This is a genomic window from Bradyrhizobium sp. th-b2 (assembly GCF_000426785.1).
Classification (GTDB): Bacteria; Pseudomonadota; Alphaproteobacteria; order Rhizobiales; family Xanthobacteraceae; genus Bradyrhizobium; species Bradyrhizobium septentrionale.
This window is the reverse complement of sequence record NZ_AUGA01000002.1, coordinates 148,957-172,480: the sequence shown is the minus strand read 5'-3', so window position 1 is coordinate 172,480 and position 23,524 is coordinate 148,957. Positions and strand designations below refer to the sequence as shown.

Genomic DNA, 23,524 nt, shown 5'->3' with positions numbered 1-23,524 from the left:
GTGGCTGGCGCTTACCGGCAACGGGCCGGTGGTGTACGGTCGCCGTTGCAATCGCGCCCTTCAGGGGCTCCAGGGAAACGCCGAGATGACCCAGTTCAACGAAACCGAGCTCACCACCGCCGTGATCCGCAGCTTCGACCAGACACCCGATCCGCGGGCCAAGTTCCTGCTGCAGGAATTGGTGAAGTCGCTGCACGATTATGTGCGCAGGACCGATCTCACCTTCGAGGAGTGGGACCACGCGATCGGCTTCCTGACCCGTACCGGACAGAAGTGCACCGATATCCGCCAGGAGTTCATCCTGCTCTCCGACGTGCTCGGCGTGTCGATGCTGGTCGATGCGGTCAACCACCGCGATCGCGACGGCGCGACCGAGACCACTGTGCTCGGCCCGTTCTATGTCGGCGAGCACAAGGTCACGCCGCACGGCACCGACATCTCGGCAAGCCTGCCCGGCGAGCGCATGTTCGTGCAGAGCCGCGTCACCGACCTCACGGGCAAGCCGTTGGCCAATGTGCCGGTCGATGTCTGGCACGCGGACGACGACGGATTCTACGACTCGCAGAAGCCGAGCTATGCCACCGAAGGCCCGTCGTCGCGGGCGCGCTTCGTCACCGATGCCGACGGCCGCTTCTTCTTCCGCACCATCGTGCCGTGCAGCTATCCGATTCCAACCGACGGTCCGGTCGGGCAGATGATCACGCAGACCAACCGTCACCCGATGCGGCCAGCGCATGTGCACTTCCTGGTCAATGCCAAGGGCCATGAGCCGCTGATCACGCACGTTTTCATGGAAGGCGACAAATATATCGACTCCGATGTCGTGTTCGGCGTGAAGGACGAGCTGATCGCCAAGGTTGAACGGCGCACCGATCCGGCGATGCCCGATGGCCAGCGCTCGGATGGTCCGTGGCACCTGATGAACTACGAATTCCATGTGAAACCCGGTGGCGGAATGGCGCCCGCGCCGCTCGGCACCAAGGTCGCCGAGGACGCCTGATCGCTATCGTTGAAGCCAGCTGCTCAATTCTTGTGCGCCGCACAAGAATTGAGCGAATCGCAAATTTTGGGAGCGCGCGGAAAGTTTGCGCGCGCTGCGACATGTTGCGCAAGACTTTGCAATAAAATCAATTTTTGCACTGCGGTAGCTTGGCACAAGGCTTGAATAGTCAATAGCCGACGCCATTGAAGCCGTCCCTCGAGGCCACCCCATCGGATTTCTGACGCCGCCAGACCGGGGCCTCCCCGGTGCATGCCCTTTTGCGCCCTGCGAGCGTCGCCACCCGAAGGAGGGCGCTCGACGCAAAGACGCAATACCGCAACGCAACGACGCAAAGGACGACCGATGACCAAGCCCACCAACAAGCCCTCAGGCCGTGGCCTCAGCCGCCGTCAGCTCCTGAAGGCAAGCAGTGGCGCCGCCGCGCTGCTCGCCGCAGCCAGGCTCAACTTTCCCGCCGGTGCATTCGCGCAAGGTGCAGGCCCCGAGGTGAAGGGCGCCAAGCTCGGATTCATTGCGCTGAGCGACGCCGGTCCGCTGTTCGTCGCCAAGGACAAGGGCTTGTTCGCCAAGTATGGCGTGCCCGATGTCGATGTGCAGAAGCAGGCCTCGTGGGGCACCACGCGCGACAATCTCGTGCTCGGCTCCGAAGGCAACGGAATCGACGGCGCGCACATCCTGACCCCGATGCCGTATCTGATCTCGGCCGGCAAGGTGACGCAGAACAACCAGCCGACGCCGATGTACATCATGGCGCGGCTCAATTTCGATGCGCAGTGTATCTCGGTCGCAAAGGAATATGCTGACCTCAAGCTCTCGACCGACGCATCGCCGTTCAAGACGGCGCTGGAAAAGAAGAAAGCGTCGGGCAAGGCGGTGAAGGCCGCGATGACCTTCCCGGGCGGCACCCACGATCTCTGGATTCGCTATTGGCTCGCCGCCGGCGGCATCGATCCCGACAAGGATATCGAGACCATCGTGGTGCCTCCGCCGCAGATGGTCGCCAACATGAAGGTCGGCACCATGGACTGCTTCTGTGTCGGCGAGCCCTGGAATCTGCAGCTGATCCATCAGGACATCGGCTACACCGCGGTCAACACCGGCGAGATCTGGAACAAGCATCCGGAGAAGTCGTTCGCGATGCGCGCCGCCTGGGTCGACAAATATCCGAACGCGGCGAAGGCCATCCTGATGGCGGTGATGGAAGCCCAGCAATGGGCCGACAAGGCCGAGAACAAGCAGGAGCTCGCGGCAATCATGGCCAAGCGGCAGTGGATCAACTGCCCGGTCGAGGACGTCTATGACCGCACCGCGGGCAAGTTCGACTACGGCACCGGCAAGGTGGTCGAGAATTCGCCGCACATCATGAAGTACTGGCGCGACTTCGCGTCTTATCCGTTCCAGAGCCACGAGCTCTGGTTCCTCACCGAAGACATCCGCTGGGGCAAGTTTGAAGCGGGATTCGATACCAAGGGCCTGATCGGCAAAGTCAACCGCGAGGACATCTGGCGTGCGGCCGCCAAGGATCTCGGCGTGCCCGCATCCGAAATTCCAACCTCGACCTCGCGCGGCAAGGAGACCTTCTTCGACGGCAAGGTGTTCGATCCGGAAAATCCGGCCGCATACCTGAAGTCGCTGTCGATCAAGCGCGTGGACGTCTGATTTGAGCAGGGCTGCGCGCTCCTCGCGCGCGGCCCACCCATTTGACCACGGAGATACTTTGTCGATGTCAATGCCTGCCATGAAGACCGAACTCACCGCAGCGATCGTTCCGGCTGCTGCAACCGCGGCGCCGGTCGTGACGATGACGCCCAAGCGGCCGCCGCGTGCCGAGACATATGCCAAGATGGCGAAGGAGGCGGCAGTGCGCGTCGTGCCGCCGCTGATCGTCCTCGCGCTGCTGCTGCTCGTCTGGGAGCTGGTGTGCCGGCGCGCGGGCTCGGCCCTGCCGCCGCCTTCGCGCGTGTTCAAGGATACCAAGGAGCTGATCCTCGATCCGTTCTTCGATCACGGCGGCATCGACAAAGGCCTGTTCTGGCACCTGTCGGCGAGCCTGCAGCGCGTCGCGCTGGGCTATTCGCTGGCGGCGATCGCGGGCATTGCGCTCGGCACGCTGGTCGGCCAGTCGGTCTGGGCGATGCGCGGTCTCGACCCGCTGTTCCAGGTGCTGCGCACGATTCCGCCGCTCGCCTGGCTGCCGCTGTCGCTCGCCGCATTCCGCGACGGCCAGCCATCGGCGATCTTCGTCATCTTCATCACCTCGGTGTGGCCGATCATCATCAACACCGCGGTCGGCATCCGCAACATCCCGCAGGACTACCGCAACGTCGCCGCCGTGGTGCAGCTCAATCCGCTGGAGTTCTTCGCCAAGATCATGATCCCGGCGGCCGCGCCCTACATGTTCACCGGCCTGCGTATCGGCATCGGCCTGTCCTGGCTCGCGATCGTCGCGGCTGAGATGCTGATCGGCGGCGTCGGCATCGGCTTCTTCATCTGGGATGCGTGGAATTCCTCGCACATCAGCGAAATCATCCTGGCGCTGTTCTATGTCGGCATCATCGGCTTCGTGCTCGACCGCCTGATCGCGGGATTGGGCAAGATCGTGACCCGCGGCACGGCTGCGAACTGAGGGGACAAGTCATGCAGGCCTATCTGAAGCTCGACCACATCGACAAGATTTTTACCCGCGGCAACGCCACCACGGAGGTTCTGAAGGACATCAACCTGACGATCCAGAAGGGTGAATACGTCTCGATCATCGGCCATTCCGGCTGCGGCAAGTCGACCTTGCTCAACATCGTCGCGGGCCTCACCGGCACCACCAATGGCTGCGTGCTCTTGGAGAACCGCGAGGTCAATTCGCCGGGGCCCGACCGGGCCGTGGTGTTCCAGAACCACAGCCTGCTGCCGTGGCTGACCGTCTACGAAAACGTCAAGCTCGGCGTCGACAAGGTGTTTGCCAAAACCAAGAGCAGGGCCGAGCGCGACGCCTGGGTGATGCACAATCTCAGCCTGGTGCAGATGGCGCACGCCAAGGACAAGCGGCCGAGCGAGATTTCCGGCGGCATGAAGCAGCGCGTCGGCATCGCGCGTGCGCTCGCGATGGAGCCGAAGGTGCTGCTGCTCGACGAGCCGTTCGGCGCGCTCGACGCGCTGACCCGGGCGCATCTGCAGGATTCGGTGATGGCGCTGCATCAGAAGCTCGGCAACACCATCCTGATGATCACCCACGACGTCGACGAAGCCGTGCTGCTGTCGGACCGCATCGTCATGATGACCAATGGTCCGAGCGCACGGATCGGCGAGGTGCTCGAGGTGCCCTTGGCGCGTCCGCGCAAGCGGCTCGAACTCGCGAACAACCCCGGCTATCTGAAGTGCCGGCAGCGCGTGCTCGAATTCCTCTATGAGCGCCACAGCTTCGTCGAGGCGGCTTGAAGATAATGTCGACATCAGGCGTTTCGGCCTTGAACCGAAACGCCGTGGTCCACGACCAATGCTCGGATTTTGCAAAGTCATTCAGAACCACGGAGAGTTGAAATGAATCCGGCCCAAATCAAGCTGGTTCAGGATAGCTTTGGCAAGGTCGCGCCGATTGCGGAGCAAGCCGCGGTTATTTTCTACGATCGCTTGTTCGAAGTCGCGCCCGCCGTGAAGGCGATGTTTCCGGCAGACATGAAAGAGCAGCGCAAGAAGTTGATGACGACGCTCGCCGTCGTCGTCAACGGGCTGAGCAATCTCGACGCGATTCTGCCCGCCGCGAGTGCACTCGCCAAGCGCCATGTCGGCTATGGCGCCAGGCCCGAACATTATCCGGTGGTCGGCGGCGCATTGTTGTGGACGCTGGAGAAGGGCCTCGGTGATGCCTGGACGCCTGACGTCGCCGCCGCGTGGACCGCGGCCTACGGCACGCTGTCCGGTTACATGATTTCGGAAGCCTACGGTGCGCAGGCGGCAGAGTAGGGGAATCGTGGAGGGGCCGGCCGCTACTGCCAAATCGCAGCTGGCGGCAAACTAGAACTCTCTCGCCCGTCATTGCGAGCGTAGCGAAGCAATCCATACCTCCGCTTGCCGAGAGATGGATTGCTTCGTCGCTATCGCTCCTCGCAATGACGAACGGAACGATCTAAGGTTCACTCGCTCCGCCAACGGGTGAACCAAAAAAATGATGTTCCTGGAAACGCCGCCGAAACTGATTCCGACCGAGATATTCTCCACAGTTCCCGCCGAGTTTCGCCGCAAGGTGGCGAGCGAATGGGCCGACGCCAACCGGCCGGGCGCGGTGACCGACTGCTTCATCGAGGGCCCGTCATTCGATGCGTCGGGCAATCTCTATATCGTCGACATTCCTTTCGGCCGTATCTTCAGGATCGCGCCGGACAAGTCATGGTCGCAGGTCGCCGAATATGACGGTTGGCCGAACGGGCTGAAGATCGACGCCAAGGGCCGCATCCTGATCGCCGATTATCGGCACGGCCTGATGGAGTTCGATGCCGGATCGGGCAAGGTCACGCCGCTGTTGCGTTCGCGCAATTCGGAATCGTTCCGCGGCTGCAATGACCTTCATATCGCCTCGAACGGCGACATCTATTTCACCGACCAGGGCCAGACCGGCCTGCACGATCCGACCGGCCGCGTCTATCGCCTGCGCGCGAGCGGGCAGCTCGATTGCCTGATCGATACCGGGATCAGCCCGAACGGCCTGGTGCTCGATCCGCACGAAGCGGTGTTGTTCGTCGCGATGACCCGCGACAATGCGGTCTGGCGCGCGCCGTTCATGAAAGACGGCAGCGTGTCCAAGGTCGGACGCTTCTGCTCGCTGTTCGGTCCGAGCGGGCCCGACGGCATGACGATGGACAAAGCAGGGCGGCTTTTCGTCGCGCACGCCTCGCTCGGCCATGTCTTCGTGTTTGCGCCGAACGGCGAGTGCGTCGCCCGGATCAAGTCATGCGCCGGGCAGAGCTGCACCAATGTCGCGATCGGCGGCGCCAACCGTGACCGGCTCTACATCACGGAATCGGTGACGGGGTCGGTGCTGGTCGCCGACATCAGCGAGCTCGGCTGATCCGTCTATCCGGCTTATGCAGCGAGGTTCGGGCGTTCGGGAAAAGGCGACTCGTACAACCACGCCAGGTTATCGCAGAACTGCTCGAGGCTGGTGTCGCGGATCAGCTGGTTGCGCAGCAGCGCGTGCACGCCGGCCGGATGATAGACATGGGTGCCGAGTTCGCGCGCCTGTAGCCGAACCCGCGCCGTTCGCATCAGCCGAACCTGCCGATACTTTTCCAGCGCGTGTTCGAAGGCGTCAGGCGTTGCGCCGAGCAGCTCCGCAAGCCAGACCGCGTCCTCCAGCGCCATGCAGGCGCCTTGCGCGAAATATTGCAGCATCGGATGCGCGGCGTCGCCGAGCAGGACCACGCGGCCGTCGACCCAGCGTTCGGTTGGATCACGATCGCAGGTCACCCACGCCTTCCAATCCTTGCCGTGGTGTATGATCGCCTTGGCGCGTGGATGGACGTCGCGAAAGCCCTCCAGCACCTCCTCATGGGTGACCGGCCTCGCGGCAAAGGCTTCCGGCGGGTCGTTGTGGCAGGTGATGGCGAGATTGAAGACCTTCCAGCCCGAGAGCGGATAGTGCACCAGATGGCACTTGGCGCCGGCCCATAGGGTCGCGGCGTTCCAGCGCAGATCCTCCGGCATCTGCTCGGTCGGAATCACCGATCGATAGGTGGTGTGGCCGGCGATCCGCGGCGGGCCGTCATCGACCATCTGCTGGCGGATCCGGGACCTCAGCCCGTCGGCGCCGATCAAGAGACGGCCTTTGACACGCTCGCCGGATTTCAGCTGCGCGACGACGGCCTCGCCGTCCTGGTCATATCCGACGACATCGCAATCGCTGCGCAACGTGATGCCGGGATGCGCCTCGCAGGCGCGCAGGAAGATGCCGTGCAGATCGCCGCGATGGACCACCGCATAGGGATTGCCAAAGCGCCGGCGGAAATAGCTGGTCAGATCGATGCTGGTGATCTCATCGGCCGAGATCGCGTCCATCAGCCGCAACTGGTCGATGAACACCGCGATTGCGCGGGCGGCATCGCCGAGATCGAGATGGTCGAAGGCATGGAAGGCGTTCGGGCCGAGCTGGATGCCGGCGCCGATTTCCTGATAGCGCGGCGCGCGTTCCAGGACGGTGACCTGAAATCCCTTGCGGGCCAGCGCGACCGCCGCGGCCAGTCCGCCGATGCCGCCGCCTGCAATGATGATCGGATCCCTGCGCATGTCCTCTCCCTGACGTTGGTGCTATTTCCTCGGTATCTTGCGCCGGCGGCCGGCCGTGCCTTTGGCGTCAAACTTCGCCTCGCGAACGTCTTTCGGCGCCGCCGGCGGGGGCACCTCGATCAGGCCGGCCTCGACCTCGCGCTCGAGCCGATCGAGATTCTTGTAGAGCTCGACCAGCACCTGCTTGAGCTCGGCGGCTTCCTTCGCCGACATCGCACCGGTTGCGACCTCTTCATAGTGTTGCGCGATCGGCATCAGCCGGCCTGCGAGCTCGGCGCCCTTCGGCGTCAGCGCGACCTGCAGGCTGCGCTGGTCGTTCTCCGGCCGGTCGCGCGTCAGGAGGCCGGCGCGGCTCATCTCGGCAACGATGCGCGACAAGGTCGAGACGTCGGCCGATGTCAGTTCGGCGATTTCGCCGAGCCGCAGCGGCTGTCCCTGCTCCGAGAGTGCGGCGAGCACGCGGTACATCGGCAGCGTCAACTTCTCGTGACGGATGACGCGGACGAACAGATCGCCCATCCGCACGCCGAGCCGGGCGAGCAGATAGGGCAGCGAATTCGAAAATCGGTACATGGGCTTAGGTCCGGGCTTGGTTCCTGGCGGGAGGCGTCCGCCCGGAATAGCCGCCGGTCCTCGCATCGACAACAGTTGCGTCTCAATCATTTGCATTTGCAACCTTCTCATTGACAAATAATTGGACCGGATGTTTTGCTCTGTCAACACGGAAACGCGCCGCGGGCCGGAAAGGGACGACGCCATGCAGGGAAAGATCGCGCTGGAGGAGCACTTCGCCATCGAGGAGACGGTTCGCGACAGCGCGGGCTTCTCGCCGGCCGACGACTGGGTCGAGCTCAAGGCCCGGCTGCTCGACATTCAGGACCGCCGCCTTGCCGAGATGGATGCGCACGGCATCGAGCTGATGCTGCTGTCGCTCAATGCGCCGGCGATCCAGGCTATCCCCGACCGCAGCCGCGCGCTGGAGCTGTCGCGCCGCGCCAATGATTTCCTGGCCGAGCAGGTCGCGCGGCGGCCGCAGCGCTTCCAGGGCCTGGCCGCGCTGCCGATGCAGGATCCGGAAGCCGCCGCGCGCGAGCTCGATCGCTGCGTGAGCGCGTTGAAATTCCGCGGCGCGCTCGTCAATGGCTTCAGCGAGGTCGAAGGCCACGACGGCGCGGTCTACTACGATCGCAAGGAGTTCTGGCCGTTCTGGTCCGAGGTCGAGCGCCTCGACGTGCCGTTCTATCTGCACCCGCGCAACCCGCTGGCGAAGGATGCCGCGATCTATGAGGGCCATCGCTGGCTGATGGGGCCGACCTGGGCCTTCGGCCAGGAAACCGCGGTGCATGCGCTGCGCCTGATGGGCTCGGGCCTGTTCGATGCTCATCCGCGGCTGCAGATCATCCTCGGCCATATGGGCGAGGGGCTGCCGTATTCGATGTGGCGCGTCGACAACCACAACAAGTGGATGCGCGCGCAGAACGTCTATCCCGCCAGGCGCAAGATCGCCGATTACTTCCGGGAGAATTTCTACATCACGACATCAGGCAATTTCCGCACCCAGGCGCTGATCGACGCGATGCTCGAGATCGGCGCCGACCGCATCCTGTTCTCGGCCGATTGGCCGTTCGAGAACATCGACCACGCCGCCGAATGGTTCGACACCGCGACCATCGCCGAAGGTGACCGCCTCAAGATCGGCCGCGACAACGCGCGCGGGCTGTTCAAGCTCTAACGACACGCCGTGCCAACCTGCCGCAGAGCAGGGCGCATCATCAGCAAGGGAGGAAACCGTGAGCACTTCGCCCGACATCGACGTGCACGAGGAATTGTCCGGTGCGGCCATCGGCCGGCTGCACATCGTGCTCGGCATCCTGATCACGCTGATTACGCTGTTCGATGGCTATGACACGTTCAATCCGGCCTATGTCATCCACTACGTGGCAAAACCCTGGGGATTGTCGCCGAGCCAGGCGGGCTTCCTCGTGAGCTCGGGCCTCGTCGGATTCCTGTTTGGCGCGGTCGGACACGGCACGGTCGCCGACCGGCTCGGCCGGCGCGGCACGCTGCTGGCCGGGCTCTGGGTGTCAACCTCTTCACACTGCTGACCGCAACGGTCGCGAGCGACTTCTGGAGCTTCTGCGCGCTGCGCTTCGCGACCGGCCTCGGTCTCGGCGTGTTGTTGCCGCTGGGCACGACCTTCGTCAACGAACTGGCGCCGCGCCGTGTCAGCAACGCATTCTCGTTGTGGGGCGTGACGCTGGGCTGGTCGCTCGGCGGCGTCTGTGCCGGGCTCGTCGGCGTCTATCTGACGCCGCATTACGGCTGGCAGATCCTGTACTATCTCGGCGCGCTGTCGATCCCGCTGACATTTGTGGCGCACGCCGTGCTGCCCGAAAGCCCGCAATTCCTGGCGGCGCGGCGCCGCACCGAGGAGTTGCGCACTTTGCTCGCGCGGCTGCGCCCGGAACGGGCCGCCGCCTATCGCAACGCGACCTTTGCATCAGTCGGCGCCGGCGGCGTGTCGAACCCGATCGCGGCGCTGCTGAGCCCGCGCTATCGCCGCGTCTCGCTGACGATCTGGATCACCGCGTTCCTCAGCCTGTTCGCGATCTTCGGCCTGACCGGCTGGATCCCGACGGTGATGCAGAAGCGCGGCGAGACCTTTGCAGCGTCGTTCGGCTTCGGCGCGCTGATGCAGGCGATGTCGTTCGTCGGCGGGCTGACGCTCGCGATGCTGGCCGACCGCAATCTGTCGCTGACGCCGCGCTACCTCGCCACATGGTGGCTGAGCGGCGGCATTGCCGTGCTGGCGCTTGTGTTCGTCAGCGGTCACGGCGTCAATCTCGCGATCGTCGCTATCGCCGGCTTCTGCATCATCGGCGCGCAGCATGTGCTCAACAACTTCACCGCAGGCTCGTACGAGACGCTGTTGCGCGCCAGCGGCGTCGGCATGGAATTGGGCGTCGGCCGGGTCGGCGCGATCCTGGGTCCCTACGTGATCGGACTGCTGCAACAGATGACCGGCGGCCCCGACATCGTGTTCTGGGTGATCGGCGGTGCCGCGATCGTCGGCGCGTTTGCGATCGGCTCGCTTGGCCTCGCCGCCGCGCCGCGGCCCGCGGCCATCGATACGGCGCCCGCGGAGTGACGACGGATCCATATCAAACGCCGCATAGGCAAGTATAGAACCAACGGAGACAACGCATGTCCACGACAACTCACATTGCGGCCGATGACAAAGCCGCGCGGCTTTCCCCATCCTGGGTCCTGCTGTTTGCGCGGCTCGCGATCGCGCCGCTGTTTCTCTACAGCGGCATCGGCAAGCTGATGGCGTTCTCGGCGACCGCCGGACGCCTCGGCGGCGCCGACGGCATCGGCGCGATCCTTGCGGCCGGTGCGACCGCGGTCGAGCTCGGCTGCGGCATCGCGCTCGTGCTCGGCCTGTTCGCACGTCAGGCGGCCATCGTCCTGTTCCTGTTCACGATCGCCGCGACACTGATGTTTCACAATTTCTGGGCCGCGCCGGAGGCGCAGGTCGTGACCCAGACCATCAACTTCCTGAAGAATCTCGGCCTGCTCGGCGCGCTCGCGTTGATCGCGGTCTACGGGCCCGGGAGCTATGCGGTTGGTGCGGGAGCCGGCGTGAAGCGCACCTAGCTTCGCCCGACGATCCGCTTTCGAGGCGCGCCGAGTCCAGCCGCCACCGCGCGTGGCTGATCAGCGGTCGGAATGCATCTTCTCGAGAAACTCCTTCACGCCGCTGACCGCGCCGGTATTCGAGGCGACATAGCCGGGCAGGGCGCCCACTGCCTTGTGAAACTCGCTGCTCTTCATGATGTCGAGCACCCGCTGCATCGGCTCGGTCTCGAGGAACGCACGCTTGCAGACGAAGAAGTAATCTTCCGTGAGCAGGCGGATGAAATCGAGGCCGAACTGCCGGGCAGCGGCTTCGACACCAAAACTCGCATCCGCCATGCCGCTCGCGACATAGGCGGCGACCGCGGCATGGGTGAACTCCATGTGCTGGGCGCCGTTGATCTTGCTTTCCGGGATCTTGTGCTGCGCCAGCAACTGATCGAACAGCATCCTGGTGCCGGAATCATGGTCGCGGTTGACGAAGCGGGCCTTGCGGTCGACCAGGTCCTTCAGCGACGTGATCTTCAAGGGATTGTCGCGCTTGAGCATCAGGCCCATCTCGCGCGTGACGAAATTGATCACGCGATCCTCGCGCGGATCGAGCCATTCCCGGCAGGCCTTGATGCCCTGCGCGCGCAACTCGCCGCGCGGCAGATGCACGCCGGAGAGATCGCAGGCGCCCTGCGCCAGCGAGACCAGCGAATTCTGGTTGCTGACGTAACGCAGATCGACACCGACGCCGCCCTCGCGATCGAGGAACTCGCGCAGCTTGGACACCGCGAAGCCATGGCTGGCATGGACCCGGATCACCGACGGCCGCTGCTCCAGGAACGGCTTGATCTCGGTGACCAGTTCCTGCGCAAGGTTCTCGAGCTGCAGCCCGAGCCGCGCCTGCATGCGCTCGCCGGCCCACACCAGCTTCTCGCCGAACGGCGTCAGCTTCGAGCCCTTGCCGCGCTGCGTCTCCACCAGCGGCACGCCGAAGAATTCGGTCCACTGCTCGATCAGGTTCCAGACATGGCGATAGGACAGATGCGCGTCGCTGGCGGCGCTGGTGATCTTCCCGGTCTTCCGGATCTCGTTGAGGATGCCGAGCATCACGACCGCGGTCTGCGGTGAGTTCTCTTTGCGAAAGCGCCAGACGGTCTCGATCTCGATCTGCAGCATCGTGGTCACCACTTATGAAGTTGACTTCATATCCTGGTACACCAATAGGCACAAGATATCATATTTACTGCTGATCAAAGCCTCCTACGTTGAAGCACAACACCAGGAGGAAATATGATGTCGGTTGCATATGACTATGAGCGCGACGCCCGCCACGCCCCGACCGTCCGGGAAGAGTTGCTGCTGATCGACGGCGCCCGAATCCGCTCCCTCTCGGGAAAAACCTTCAAATCGCTCAATCCCGCCACCGAGCAGGTGATCGCAACGATTGCCGAAGGCAATGAGGCGGATGTCGACCGCGCCGTCGCCGCCGCCCGCCGCGCCTTCGAAGGGCCCTGGCGCACCATGCGCGCCGCCGAACGCGGCCACATTCTCCTGCGCTGGGCCGAGCTCTTGAAGCAGCACGCCGACGAGATCGCAGCGCTCGAGAGCGCCGATGCCGGCAAGCCGATCGCAGCCGTGCTGCGGCAGGATCTTCCGGCCGCCATCGACACGCTGACCTATTACGCAGGCTGGGCCGACAAGATCAGCGGTGATGTCGTCTCGACGCGCGACGACGCGCTGACCTATACGGTGCGTGAGCCGGTCGGCGTGGTCGCCGCGATCGTGCCGTGGAATTTCCCGCTGATGATCGGCATGTGGAAGCTGGCGCCGGCGCTGGCCTGCGGCTGCACGGTCGTGATGAAGCCGGCCGAGCTGACCTCGCTGTCGGCGCTTAGGATCGGCGAGCTCGCGCTCGAGGCCGGGTTGCCGAAGGGCGTGCTCAACATCGTGACCGGCCCCGGCCGCGTCGTCGGCGACGCGCTGGTCAACCATCCCGACGTCGACAAGGTGACGTTCACCGGCTCGCCCGGTGTCGGCCGCGGCATCATGAAGGGTGCGGCCGGCAATTTCAAACGCGTCTCGCTCGAGCTCGGCGGCAAGTCCGCCAATGTGATCTTCGACGATGCCAATCTCGAAGCCGCCGCCAAGGCCGCCGCCGCCGGCATCTTCTTCAACGCCGGGCAGGTCTGCTCGGCCGGCTCGCGCGTGCTGGTGCAGGAGAAGGCCTATGACGAGGTGGTGGAACGCCTGGTGGCCCGTGCCGAAAGCCTGCGCATCGGCGATCCCGCGGATCGCGCCACCGTGCTCGGGCCCGTGATCTCAGAGAAGCAGATGCGCTCGATCCTCGACTATGTCGAGATCGGAAAGAATGAAGGTGCGCAGCTCGCCACCGGCGGCGAACGGGTCGGCGACCGTGGCTATTTCATCAGCCCCGCGGTGTTCGCCAATGTCGCGCACGAAATGCGCATCTCGCAGGAGGAGATTTTTGGCCCCGTCGTCAGTGTGATCAAGTTCAAGGACGAGGCCGATGCGCTGCGCATCGCCAACGGCACCGCCTACAGCCTCGCCGCCGGGGTCTGGAGCGCGGATATGGGCCGCGTGCAGCGCTTCGCCAAAAAGGCCCGCGCCGGCACGGTGTGGATCAACACCTACGGCTACACCGACGTGCGGCTGCCGTGGGGCGGCGAGCGCGACTCCGGCCTCGGCCGCGAGCACGGCACCGCCGCGCTCGACAATTTCACCGAGCCGAAGGCGGTGTGGATGAATCTCAACGTGTGACCGCGCGTAACGCGGGCATCACGGGCGCGGATCGGAGGATCCGCGCTGATGGGATTGTGCGAGAGCGCGCCACATATTCCGCTGTCGTCCCGGGCTTGACCCGGGACCCATAACCACGAATGCGAGTTGTGGTGCGATGCTGGGGCCGCAGCGTGGTCCGCATCGAACAGCGGTGGTAATGGGTCCCGGCCTTCGCCGGGACGACGGCGTGGCGACATTATCGTTCGCATGGTCTATGGTCCACCCGCGGTTCCAAAGACAGACGAGGCGATCGTGCAGACAAAAAAATTCGGCAACAACGGCCCGCAGGTCTCGGTGATCGGGCAGGGCACCTGGTATCTCGATCGCGGTGACCGCAAGACAGCCGTCGCTGCGTTGAAGCGCGGCATCGATGCCGGCATGACCCATATCGACACCGCCGAGATGTATGGTGACGCCGAGCTCGTGATCGCGGACGCGATTGCTGGCCGGCGCGACGAGCTGTTCCTGGTCTCGAAGGTCTTGCCGAGCAACGCCTCGCGGCGCGGCACCATGACCGCCTGCGAGCGCTCGCTGAAGCGGCTGAAGACCGATCGGCTCGATTGCTATCTGCTGCACTGGCGCGGAACCACTCCATTTGCCGAGACGATCGCCGCCTTCGACGAATTGATCGCCGCCGGTAAGATCCGTTCCTGGGGCGTCAGCAATTTCGACGCAGACGATCTCGATGAACTGCGCGATGTCGCGGGCGAGGGCAAGATCGCCTGCAACCAGGTGCTCTACCATCTGCGGGAACGCGCCATCGAGCACGCCGTGATCCCGTGGTGCGAGCAGCACGGTGTGGCCGTGGTCGCCTACTCGCCGTTCGGCCACAATGATTTTCCCGCGCCGTCGAGCAAGGGCGGCGCGGTGCTGCAATTGATCGCTGAGGCGCATCAGGCGACGCCGCGCCAGGTCGCACTGAGCTTCCTGACGCGGTTGCCGTCGGTGCTCACGATCCCGAAGGCGTCGAACGCCGAGCATGCCGCGGAGAACGCAGCGGCAGGAGCGCTCAAGCTCAGTGATGGCGAGATATCAGCGCTTGACAAGGCGTTCCCGCGCGGGCCAAAGCCGCGCTCGCTGCCGATGCTCTGAACGGGATGCGCAAAATCAGGGGTTTGCGCCGCTTCGCTCCACACAGTTCTTAACAAACTGTTGCAGTTGCGGCCGCGCACCGGCTGCGGCAGGCCGTCGCGCACCCCGATGCATATCGGAGTCCCGTTTTCGGGCATTGTCCTTGCGGCGGAATTGGCGTTTTGTGACAGCAGCAGATTCCCCCTTGTTGCTTTCGAGATTGCCGTGACTCCGCCTCCCGCAGCAGCCGCCAGGCTGGACAGCGTTTCATTTCCATTGTCCGAGAAGACGGCGCCCGCAACGATAAGCATTGCGCGCAAGGCGCTTGCGCGCACCGACCGGCCGTTCAAGGGCATTGCGCTGATCCTGTTGTCGACGGTGTTTCTCGGCACCTCCGACGTGACAGCAAAATACCTGTCGAAGACGCTGCCCCCGATCGAGATCACCTGGATCCGCTTCGTGGTGTTCGCACTGATCATGGTGCCGGCGATGCTGCCGGGCTCGCCGTTGTTCGCGCTGCGCAGCAACCGTCCCGGGCTGCATGTGCTGCGCGGCGCCGCGCTGCTCGGCTCGTCCCTGATCTTCATCACCGGCTTGAGCTTCCTGCCGATCGCCGAAGCCTCCGCCACCAGCTTCGTCTCGCCGCTGTTCGTCACCGCGCTGTCGATCGCATTCCTCGGCGAGCGGGTCGGCATGCGCCGCTGGATCGCGACCGCGGTCGGGCTCGTCGGCGTGTTCATCATCCTGCGGCCGGGCACCAGCGCCTTCCATCCCGCCGCTATCTTCCCGCTCGTCTCGGCGCTGGCCTGGGCCGGCACGCTGATCCTGACGCGCATGATGAGCGGCAGCGAACGCCCGCTCACCGTGATGACCTATTCGTCGATTGTCGGCGTCGCCATCGTCAGCGCGCTGGTGCCGTTCGTCTGGGTCACGCCGAGCTGGCACGACATCATGTTCGGCATCCTGATCGGCGTCGCGTCCACCGTCGGACAGTGGATCGTGGTGCTGGCGTTCCGCTACGGCGATGCCTCGGTGCTCGCGCCGTTCTCTTACACGCAGCTGCTGTGGGTCAGCATCCTCGGCTTCCTGATCTTCGGCGAACTGCCGGACAGCTGGACTATCCTCGGCGCCGGCTTCATCGTCGCCTCGGGCCTCTACACCGCGCATCGCGAGCGAATCCGCCGCTCGCAATTGTTAACCGTGGCGAGCGAGCCGTCGCCCAACGCCTGACCGCGGTACCGAAAATCGTGCGCTGGTTGCGAACGCAGCCTCCGCTAACGTTGCGCGGGTACAACAGTCGGGCCGAAACTTCGATCTCCGCAAGCTGAATCGAAGGGTTTCGGAAACGATCGGCAATCTCGCAGTTCGCCGCATGCTAACCTGACCCCAACAGCGCCGCAGAGCGCTTGGGGGCGGTGCAGTGCATTTTGGTTTGTTCTTTGTCTTGTTGGGTCGGTCGTCTCGTCGTGCGATAGCCTCGGCGGCCTTTGTCTCGGCGGCCGTCAGCCTGTTTCCGGTCAACCCGGCACAGGCCCAGAGCTTTACCTGGGGCGGAAGCGGCAGTACGACGAGCAGTGCCGACTACCAGCTCCCGACCAACTGGTCGACAACGTCGGCCGGTGCGCCGCCGATCCTCCCGACCCAATCCGCGATTTTCGATTCGACGGGATCGGCGACGGTCACCATCGGCCCAGGTCCGATGCTGCCGGACTCCTGGACCTTCACCGCCAATTCGCAGTCGTACACAATCAGCGGCAACCCGGTTAACTTCGCTCTGACGGGGCCAACCGGCGGTCTGATCAACCGGGCCAACAGCGGCCAGACCATCACCATCAGCGCCAACATCAACGACGGCCTTGCGCCCGGGGTGATGGTGCAACAGCTCGGCAACAGCACGCTGGTGCTCGCGGGCAGCAACGGCTACTCCGGCGGCACGCTGATCTCGGCCGGCACCGTGCAGGTGACCAATGCGGATTCGGTCGGCACCGGCACCATCACGCTCAACGGCGGCACCTTCCAGATGCAGTCGCCGACCGTCTCGAGCGTCGCGTTCTCCAACAACATTGCGGTCAACGCGACCGGCGGCACGGTCGATGCGAACGGCGCGCAGGTCAATCTGCTGGGCGTCATCGCCGACGGTGCCGGCGGCGGCGTGCTGCGACTGATCGACTCCTCCGCGTCAGGATTCTCCAACATTCAGCTCTCCGGTGTGAACACCTACAGCGGAGGCACGCTGGTGGTCGATACGACCGTCGTCGTCACCAACAACAAGTCGGTCGGGTCAGGCACGGTCACGCTGGACAGTGCGGCGTTCCAGGCCGACGGCCTGAGCAACCTGACCTTCAGCAACAATTTCAAGATCAACACGTCGCCGATCGGCAGCGCGATCGACGCCAACGGCGCGATCCTTACGATCGCCGGCAACATCGCCGACGGCAACGGCCCCGGCAAGCTGACGGTGCTGGACAGCTCGGGCGGCCTCGGCCGTGTGGTGCTATCAGGCACCAACACTTATACTGGCGACACCACGATCTGCGATTGCGCGACGCTGCAGCTTGGCGACGCCACCCACACCGCCTCGATCGTCGGCGAGGTTACCGTCGACGGCAAGTTCGACATCGTCAACGCGAACACGTCTGGAATCACCAAGATCGTCAACGACGGCTTCAATGGAATTGCCACCACGACGTTCTACAATGCGACGTCGGCGTCGACAGCGACGATCGTCAACCAGAATTTCGGCATCACGGAGTTTCGCGACAGCAGCACCGCGGGCAATGCCACCGTGAGCAACACCAACGGTGCGCTCACGATCTTCCGCGACACGAGCTCCGCCGGCAGTGCCACGTTCACCAACAGCACTGGCGGCGCCGTGGTGTTCGGCGACGCGCTTGGTCCTCCTGGTGGCACCGACACCAGCACGGCCGCCAAGGCCGTGATCGACAACCATAGCGGTGGCAGCGCCGTGTTCCTGGGCCACACCAATGCGGGACAGGCGACCATCATTAATCGCGATAGCGGTTTGACCGAGTTCTTCGAGTTCTCGTCGGCTGCATCGGCAACGATTATTGTCGAAGCCAATGGCGGTCTCGGCTTTGTCCAACACAGCACTGCGGCGAACGCCACGATCGACAATAGCGGCACTACCATTTTCGGTGGGTTTAGCGGTGTTGACACGCCGACCGCGGGCAATGCCAATATCACCAACCGTTCCGGCGGCGCGCTGTACTTTGAGCACTATGCGACGGCCGACAACGCCACCATCACGACCGAGAGCGGCGGCACGGTCACCTTCCTCGGCAATTCGACAGGCGGTACCGCGCAGTTCATCACCCAGGGAACCGGCTCTGTGGACTTCGGCGGCACAGTTGGTCCGAATGGCGACGGCCGCATCGCGGCAGGTTCGATCGCAGGGTCGGGCACCTACTACATCGGCGGTGGCAACACGCTGACCGTCGGCGGCAACAATCTGTCGACCACTGTCAGCGGCGTGATCGCCGATCACAGTTTTTGTTGCTTCCCGGTCGGGGATGGCAATCTGGAGAAGACCGGCAGCGGCACGCTGACCCTGTCGGGCTTCAACACCTATTCGGGCACCACCACGGTCAATGGCGGCATACTGCAAGTCGACGGCGGGATCGCTTCGTCGTACCTGACCACCGTGAATGCCGGCGGCACGCTCTCGGGCATCGGCACCGTCAACAATACGACGATCGCAAGCGGCGGCATCCTGCTGCCCGGCAATGCGACGCCAGGCACCTACCTGACCGTGGGAGGCAATCTCGCGTTCCAGTCCGGTGCGCTGTACCTGGTGAGCATCGGCTCGACCGCATCGACCTTCGCGAAGGTGACCGGCACCGCGACGCTTGCCGGTTCAGTCGGCGTCAGCGCCGCCGCCGGCAGTACGGTTGCCAAGCAATACACCATCCTTTCGGCGGCCGGCGGTCGCAGCGGAGCGTTTGCAGGCGTCGATTCAACCGGGCTGCCGTCCAATCTCGTGGCGACGCTCGGCTACGACGCGAACAATGCCTATCTCAATTTCGCGCTCGATTACGGCGCGGCATCGAAGCTCAACATCAATCAGCAGAACGTTGCCACCACGCTGCAGAACTTCTTCAATGCCAATGGCGGCATCAGCGCAGTGTTTGCAGGGCTCTCGCCGAACGGCCTGACCCAGGCCTCGGGCGAGGGCGCGACCGGATCGCAGCAGACGACGTTTAATGCGATGAACCAGTTCCTCGGCCTGTTGACCGATCCGTTCGTCGCCGGACGCGACGGCGGCTTCGGTGGTGGCGCGGGTGCGACGCCGTTTGCCGAGGAGAGCGCGTCGCTGGCTTATGCGGCGCGCAAGAACGATTCGCGCGACGCGCTGGCCGCGATTTATGCCAAGGCGCCGCCGCAGCAGGTCGACTTCGCGCAGCGCTGGAGCGTCTGGGCGGCCGGCTATGGCGGCTCGCAGACCACCAGCGGCAATGCCGTGCTCGGCTCCAACAACACCACGAGCAGCCTCTCAGGCACCGCGGTCGGCGCCGACTATCGTTTGTCGCCGAACACCATTGCCGGCTTCGCGCTCGCCGGCGGCGGCACCAGCTTCAGCGTCAACGGTCTCGGCTGGGGCCGCTCGGATCTGTTCCAGGCCGGCGCCTTCGTGCGCCACAGCGTCGGCGCGGCGTATTTAAGTGCGGCGCTCGCCTATGGCTGGCAGGACATCACCACCGATCGCATCGTTACCGCCGCAGGCGCCGATCACCTGCGCGCCAACTTCAATGCCAATGCGTGGTCGGGCCGGCTCGAGGGCGGCTATCGATATGCGACGCCATGGATCGGGCTGACGCCTTACGCCGCCGCGCAGTTCACCAGCTTCGAGCTGCCGAACTATGCCGAGACCGTGGTCTCCGGCGGCGGCGCCTTCGCGCTCAACTATGCCGCAAAGAGCGTCACCGACACCCGCAGCGAGCTCGGCCTGCGCTCCGACAAATCCTTCGCGGTCGACAGCGGCATCGTGACGCTGCGCGGCCGCGTTGCCTGGGCGCATGACTTCAACCCGGACCGCAATGTGGGCGCCGTGTTCCAGACGCTGCCGGGCGCGGCCTTCGTGGTCAACGGTGCGGCGCAGGCGAGCGACTCCGCGCTGACCACGGCCTCGGCCGAGCTGAAGTGGCGCAACGGCTGGTCGGCGGCGGCGACCTTCGAAGGCGAATTCTCCAGCGTTACCCAGTCCTACGCCGGCAAGGGCGTGGTGCGTTACGCCTGGTAAGACTCCTGCACTTGCGTTTTCGCCTGAAGCGGCTATCCCTTCAGTAAGAAAACGCAACAATGAGTGGGCCAAACCCACGCGGGAGGACCGATGCGCGCAGCGATCTTCAGGAACGGCGAGATTGTCGTAGGCACGATGCCGGAACCGAAGCCGGGCGCAGGCCAAGTGCTGGTCAAATCGCTCGCCTGCGGCATCTGCGGTTCCGATCTGCACGCGCGCAAGCACGCCCACCGCATGGTGGAGCTGAGCAAGTTCCTTCCGGGACGTACGCCGATGGATCTGTCGCGCGACGTCGTGTTCGGCCACGAGTTCTGCTGCGAGATCCTCGATTACGGCCCTGATACCACGCGCAAGCTGAAGCCCGGCACGCGCGTGTGCTCGCTGCCGGCGGTGCTGACGCCGGAGGGCCCCAAGGGCATCGGCTATTCCAACGACTATGTCGGCGCCTATGCCGAGCAGATGCTGCTCAGCGAGCCGTTACTGCTCGAAGTGCCGAACGGGCTTGCCGCCGAGCACGCGGCGCTGACCGAGCCGCTTGCCGTCGGCGTGCATGCGGTGGCGATGGCCAACATCAGAGGCGGCGAGGTGCCGCTGGTGATCGGCTGCGGGCCGGTCGGCCTTGCGGTGATCGCAGCGCTGAAGATCAGGGGGATCGGCCCGATCGTTGCGGCCGATTATTCGCCGGCGCGGCGCCTGCTCGCCGAGAAGATGGGCGCCGATGTCGTGGTCGATCCGGCCAGGACGCAGCCCTATGCGAGCTGGGCCGAGCACGCCCAGATGACGGAAGCGGAGAAGGCCGCGCGGCCGCCGATGCAGGCGCTATTGCCGCCGCTGAAGCCGGCGCTGATCTTCGAATGCGTCGGCGTGCCCGGTGTGCTGCAACAGCTGTTCGAAGGCGCGCCACGCAGCGCCCGCATCGTCGTGGTCGGCGTCTGCATGGAGACCGACAAGTCCGAGCCGATGCTCGGCATCATCAAGGAGCTCAACGTCCAGTATGTGCTCGGCTATACGCCGGAGGAGTTTGCTTATTCGCTGCGCCTGATCGCGGAAGGCCAGGTCGATGCCGCCTCGCTGGTCACCGGCCGCGTCGGCATCGACGGCGTCGCGCAGGCCTTTGCCGATCTCGCCAATCCCGAGGCGCACACCAAGATCCTGGTCGAGCCGTGGCGGTAAGCTTTGGCGGTGAGCCCGATTTTGTAGGGTGGGTTAGCCAACGGGTCCGCGCAAGGCGCGGCCCGATGACAGGCTCCGCGTAACCCACCATCTTTTCGCGGCACGAAGTCGGTGGGTTACGCCTTCGGCTAACCCACCCTACACACCGTTGCTCAGGCACGCGGTTTGCATTTCATGACACCGAACCTATAGTTCGTTGTCCTTGGAAGTCTGACAGTACGCCCATCATCGGCAGGCTGTCGGGCAATGTCGGCCGCGCGCCGCGCCAGCGCTCGCCGATGGCATCGCCGAATTCGGCCACGCTGCGCGCCATCGGCACCACGGCCTCGAGCTGCGCATAATTCGACGGCGCGTCGCGCGCGGTGAGCTCGACGCCGCTGGTGACGCGAATGCCCTGCTCCATCGGCGTCATCAGAAAACCGCCCTCCGCATCATGGATCGGCCGCAGCAATTTGCGTTCCGGGTTCGGCACGAAATGCTGGTGATAGCCGCGCTCGAACGCCAGCGGCACACGATAGCCGAGCGGCCGCAGCAATTCGGCCGACCATGGGCCGAGCGCGACCACGACATGGCGCGCGGCGATCTCGCCGTCGGCAAGCTGCACGCGCCAGCCGTCGTTGTGTTGCTCGATCCGCCGGATCTCGGATTGCCTGAATGTGCCGCCGTGACCGGCGAGCATCTGCGCATAAGCCTTCACCACCGCGCCTGGTGAATCCACCGATGCCGTCTGGGTGTGCAGCAGGCCGGTGCTGTAGGCAGGGATGATGCCAGGCTCGAGCGCGGAGATCGCCTGGCGGTCGAGCACCTCGCTCCGGATGCCGAATTCGGCGAGCGCCGCCTGCTCGGCCCTGGCGGCCGCGAGCCCATCGTTGCGCCAGGCCTTGAGCCAGCCGGTCTCGCGGATGCGATGCCCGGCGCCGGCCTGCAGGATCCAGTCGCGATGCAGTTGCAGCGAGGTGCCGATCAGGCCGTGCAGCGCGGCGGCGCGCGGCCTGGTCTTCGACGGCACGGCGGCGGCGAGGAAGCGGATCACCCAGCCGGCATTGGCGAGCGCCCACGGCAGATTCCAGCGCAGCGCCGGATGCGTGTTGGTGAGATATTTCGGCAGGTTCTTCAGCAGCGAGGGCGTGTTGAGTGGCAGGATCGAGCCCGACGAGATGATGCCGGCATTGCCATAGGAGGTTTCACTGCCCGGCTCGCGGCGGTCGACGACGATGACGGAGAGCCCGCGTTGCCGCGCGGCGAGGCCTGCCGAGACGCCGACCATGCCGGCGCCGAGCACGACGACGTCAGCTTGTTGCGCAGCAACGCCCTCGCTCATCCCGTCACATCAAGGTCAGGCCGCCATCGACCGGCAGCGTGGCGCCGGTGACGTGGCCTGCTTCCGGCGACAGCAGGAATGCGACGACGGCGGCGACCTCGTCCGGCTCGGCGAGGCGCTGCATCGGATTGGCTTTTGCCACGCGCTCCCAGGTCGCGCTGTCAAGCGCGCCGAACAGGCCGGGATCCTTGCGGGTATAGCCGGGCATCACGGCGTTGGCGTTGGCGCCGGATGCAGCGAGCTCGATGGCGAGCGACTTCACCAGCACCTCGAGCGCGGCCTTGGCGGCGGCCGATCCCGGATAGGTGGCGCCGGGCACGAAACGATGCGGCCCGAAGCTCGAGACCGCGACGACGCGGCCCTTTGCGCTGCGCGCGAGGTCGGGCAGCGCGGCCGCTGCGATCTCGTGGAATGCGGCCGCCATCACCGCAAAGGCGCGCTCCAGCGCCTCGCGCGGCAGGCTGGCGAAGTCGCGCCGGTCGGCAAAGCCTGCAGCGTGCACGATCGCATCAATCGGCCCGAACGCTGTGCGCGCTGCCGCGACCAGTGCCGCGCCCGCGCCGGCCCTGGCGAGATCGCCTGTGCCGACCTCGACCTTGGCGCCCTTGCTGCGGCATTCCTCCGCAACCAAATTCAGCCGCGCCAGCCCGGCCGCCTCGGCGCCCTGTCCGTGCAGCATCAGACCCTGATCGGGGCCGGCGAGTCGGCGTGCAATCGCGGCGCCGATGCCGGAGCCGCCTCCCGTGATGATTGAAACGCGCATGCGGTGGCGAGGCGCCGCGGCATCGCGGCCTCTGGCTCGCCTTCGGCAACCAGCATATCGGCTTCACCACCGGCCCCGGAACGGGCGCCGCGGTTGCGGCGATGATCGCGGGCGATGCGCCGCCATTCGAGGTGAAGGCGTTCTCGCCGGACCGGTATATCGCGTGACTCGCGCGAGGCCGCCTGCGATGCTGAGGCGTCCAAAGCGTTTTCGAGCGAAGTGGGCACCGGTTCGCGT

21 protein-coding genes are annotated in these 23,524 nt (G+C 65.0%); 16 read left to right on the top strand and 5 right to left on the bottom strand.

All coding sequences use genetic code 11. The features are described from left to right. The first annotated feature begins 85 nt into the window (after positions 1 to 85). From K359_RS0103745 to K359_RS0103720, 6 genes are all read left to right on the top strand, one after another. Positions 86 to 1,000 (top strand): intradiol ring-cleavage dioxygenase, encoded by a 915-nt coding sequence (locus tag K359_RS0103745; RefSeq protein WP_029078152.1) that lies wholly within the window; start codon positions 86 to 88, stop codon positions 998 to 1,000. 345 nt (positions 1,001 to 1,345) lie between these two features. Beyond that, positions 1,346 to 2,662: a CmpA/NrtA family ABC transporter substrate-binding protein gene (locus tag K359_RS0103740; RefSeq protein WP_029078151.1), complete on the top strand. Its 1,317-nt coding sequence runs from the start codon at positions 1,346 to 1,348 to the stop codon at positions 2,660 to 2,662. A 64-nt stretch (positions 2,663 to 2,726) separates the two neighbouring features. Continuing rightward, on the top strand, positions 2,727 to 3,629 hold the full coding sequence (gene ntrB / locus K359_RS0103735; RefSeq protein ID WP_029078150.1) for a nitrate ABC transporter permease: 903 nt from the start codon (positions 2,727 to 2,729) through the stop codon (positions 3,627 to 3,629). A gap of 11 nt (positions 3,630 to 3,640) precedes the next feature. Next, positions 3,641 to 4,435: an ABC transporter ATP-binding protein gene (locus K359_RS0103730; protein ID WP_029078149.1), complete on the top strand. Its 795-nt coding sequence runs from the start codon at positions 3,641 to 3,643 to the stop codon at positions 4,433 to 4,435. A gap of 102 nt (positions 4,436 to 4,537) precedes the next feature. Continuing rightward, complete coding sequence (locus K359_RS0103725; RefSeq protein WP_029078148.1) at positions 4,538 to 4,960, top strand: globin family protein; 423 nt, start codon at positions 4,538 to 4,540, stop codon at positions 4,958 to 4,960. Positions 4,961 to 5,162: 202 nt separating this feature from the next. Continuing rightward, positions 5,163 to 6,062, top strand: coding sequence for an SMP-30/gluconolactonase/LRE family protein (locus tag K359_RS0103720; RefSeq protein WP_029078147.1), 900 nt, complete (start codon positions 5,163 to 5,165; stop codon positions 6,060 to 6,062). Positions 6,063 to 6,076: 14 nt separating this feature from the next. Here K359_RS0103720 and K359_RS0103715 read toward each other — a convergent pair whose 3' ends face one another. Together K359_RS0103715 and K359_RS63115 are read right to left on the bottom strand one after the other, a co-directional pair. Next, entirely contained in the window at positions 6,077 to 7,276 is a 1,200-nt protein-coding gene (locus K359_RS0103715) for a 3-hydroxybenzoate 6-monooxygenase (protein WP_029078146.1), read from the bottom strand. A 21-nt stretch (positions 7,277 to 7,297) separates the two neighbouring features. Then, on the bottom strand, positions 7,298 to 7,849 hold the full coding sequence (locus K359_RS63115) for a MarR family winged helix-turn-helix transcriptional regulator (RefSeq protein WP_051345962.1): 552 nt from the start codon (positions 7,847 to 7,849) through the stop codon (positions 7,298 to 7,300). A 184-nt stretch (positions 7,850 to 8,033) separates the two neighbouring features. Here K359_RS63115 and K359_RS0103705 point away from each other — a divergent pair, with 184 nt between their 5' ends. Genes K359_RS0103705 through K359_RS0103695 form a run of 4 tightly spaced genes read left to right on the top strand, consistent with a single transcriptional unit; the run spans position 8,034 to position 10,933 of the window. After that, a complete protein-coding gene (locus K359_RS0103705) occupies positions 8,034 to 9,008 on the top strand; it encodes an amidohydrolase family protein (RefSeq protein ID WP_029078145.1) in 975 nt (324 codons plus the stop codon). Positions 9,009 to 9,066: 58 nt separating this feature from the next. After that, positions 9,067 to 9,381, top strand: a complete 315-nt coding sequence (locus tag K359_RS64225) for an MFS transporter (RefSeq protein WP_051345961.1) — start codon at positions 9,067 to 9,069, stop codon at positions 9,379 to 9,381. Continuing rightward, positions 9,279 to 10,424, top strand: coding sequence for an MFS transporter (locus tag K359_RS50975; protein ID WP_371261126.1), 1,146 nt, complete (start codon positions 9,279 to 9,281; stop codon positions 10,422 to 10,424). The genes K359_RS64225 and K359_RS50975 overlap by 103 nt, the downstream gene beginning before the upstream one ends. Before the next feature lie 56 nt (positions 10,425 to 10,480). Further along, on the top strand, positions 10,481 to 10,933 hold the full coding sequence (locus K359_RS0103695; protein ID WP_051345959.1) for a DoxX family protein: 453 nt from the start codon (positions 10,481 to 10,483) through the stop codon (positions 10,931 to 10,933). A gap of 60 nt (positions 10,934 to 10,993) precedes the next feature. Here K359_RS0103695 and K359_RS0103690 read toward each other — a convergent pair whose 3' ends face one another. Next, entirely contained in the window at positions 10,994 to 12,079 is a 1,086-nt protein-coding gene (locus K359_RS0103690) for a substrate-binding domain-containing protein (protein ID WP_029078143.1), read from the bottom strand. A gap of 117 nt (positions 12,080 to 12,196) precedes the next feature. On the opposite strand from K359_RS0103690, the gene K359_RS0103685 reads away from it, so the two are divergent. From K359_RS0103685 to K359_RS0103665, 5 genes are all read left to right on the top strand, one after another. Further along, positions 12,197 to 13,681: an aldehyde dehydrogenase family protein gene (locus K359_RS0103685; protein ID WP_029078142.1), complete on the top strand. Its 1,485-nt coding sequence runs from the start codon at positions 12,197 to 12,199 to the stop codon at positions 13,679 to 13,681. Between the two features lie 273 nt (positions 13,682 to 13,954). After that, a complete protein-coding gene (locus K359_RS0103680) occupies positions 13,955 to 14,794 on the top strand; it encodes an aldo/keto reductase (RefSeq protein WP_029078141.1) in 840 nt (279 codons plus the stop codon). Positions 14,795 to 15,049: 255 nt separating this feature from the next. Next, positions 15,050 to 16,003 carry a DMT family transporter gene (locus K359_RS0103675; protein WP_051345958.1) on the top strand — a complete coding sequence of 318 codons (954 nt, stop codon included), beginning with the start codon at positions 15,050 to 15,052 and terminating at the stop codon, positions 16,001 to 16,003. Between the two features lie 190 nt (positions 16,004 to 16,193). After that, complete coding sequence (locus K359_RS0103670) at positions 16,194 to 20,030, top strand: autotransporter domain-containing protein (protein WP_245284501.1); 3,837 nt, start codon at positions 16,194 to 16,196, stop codon at positions 20,028 to 20,030. 90 nt (positions 20,031 to 20,120) lie between these two features. After that, the gene (locus K359_RS0103665) at positions 20,121 to 21,203 is read left to right on the top strand and encodes a zinc-binding dehydrogenase (RefSeq protein ID WP_029078138.1); all 1,083 of its coding nucleotides are present in this window, start codon (positions 20,121 to 20,123) and stop codon (positions 21,201 to 21,203) included. A gap of 172 nt (positions 21,204 to 21,375) precedes the next feature. Here the strand turns inward: K359_RS0103665 and K359_RS50970 are convergent, their stop codons facing one another. Both K359_RS50970 and K359_RS0103655 read right to left on the bottom strand, forming a co-directional pair. Further along, positions 21,376 to 22,524: an FAD-binding oxidoreductase gene (locus K359_RS50970; RefSeq protein ID WP_245284500.1), complete on the bottom strand. Its 1,149-nt coding sequence runs from the start codon at positions 22,522 to 22,524 to the stop codon at positions 21,376 to 21,378. Positions 22,525 to 22,528: 4 nt separating this feature from the next. Then, on the bottom strand, positions 22,529 to 23,287 hold the full coding sequence (locus K359_RS0103655) for an SDR family NAD(P)-dependent oxidoreductase (protein WP_029078137.1): 759 nt from the start codon (positions 23,285 to 23,287) through the stop codon (positions 22,529 to 22,531). Here K359_RS0103655 and K359_RS61045 point away from each other — a divergent pair. Next, positions 23,275 to 23,454: a hypothetical protein gene (locus K359_RS61045; RefSeq protein ID WP_245284499.1), complete on the top strand. Its 180-nt coding sequence runs from the start codon at positions 23,275 to 23,277 to the stop codon at positions 23,452 to 23,454. The two genes, K359_RS0103655 and K359_RS61045, sit on opposite strands and share 13 nt — an antisense overlap. Positions 23,455 to 23,524 lie beyond the last annotated feature (70 nt).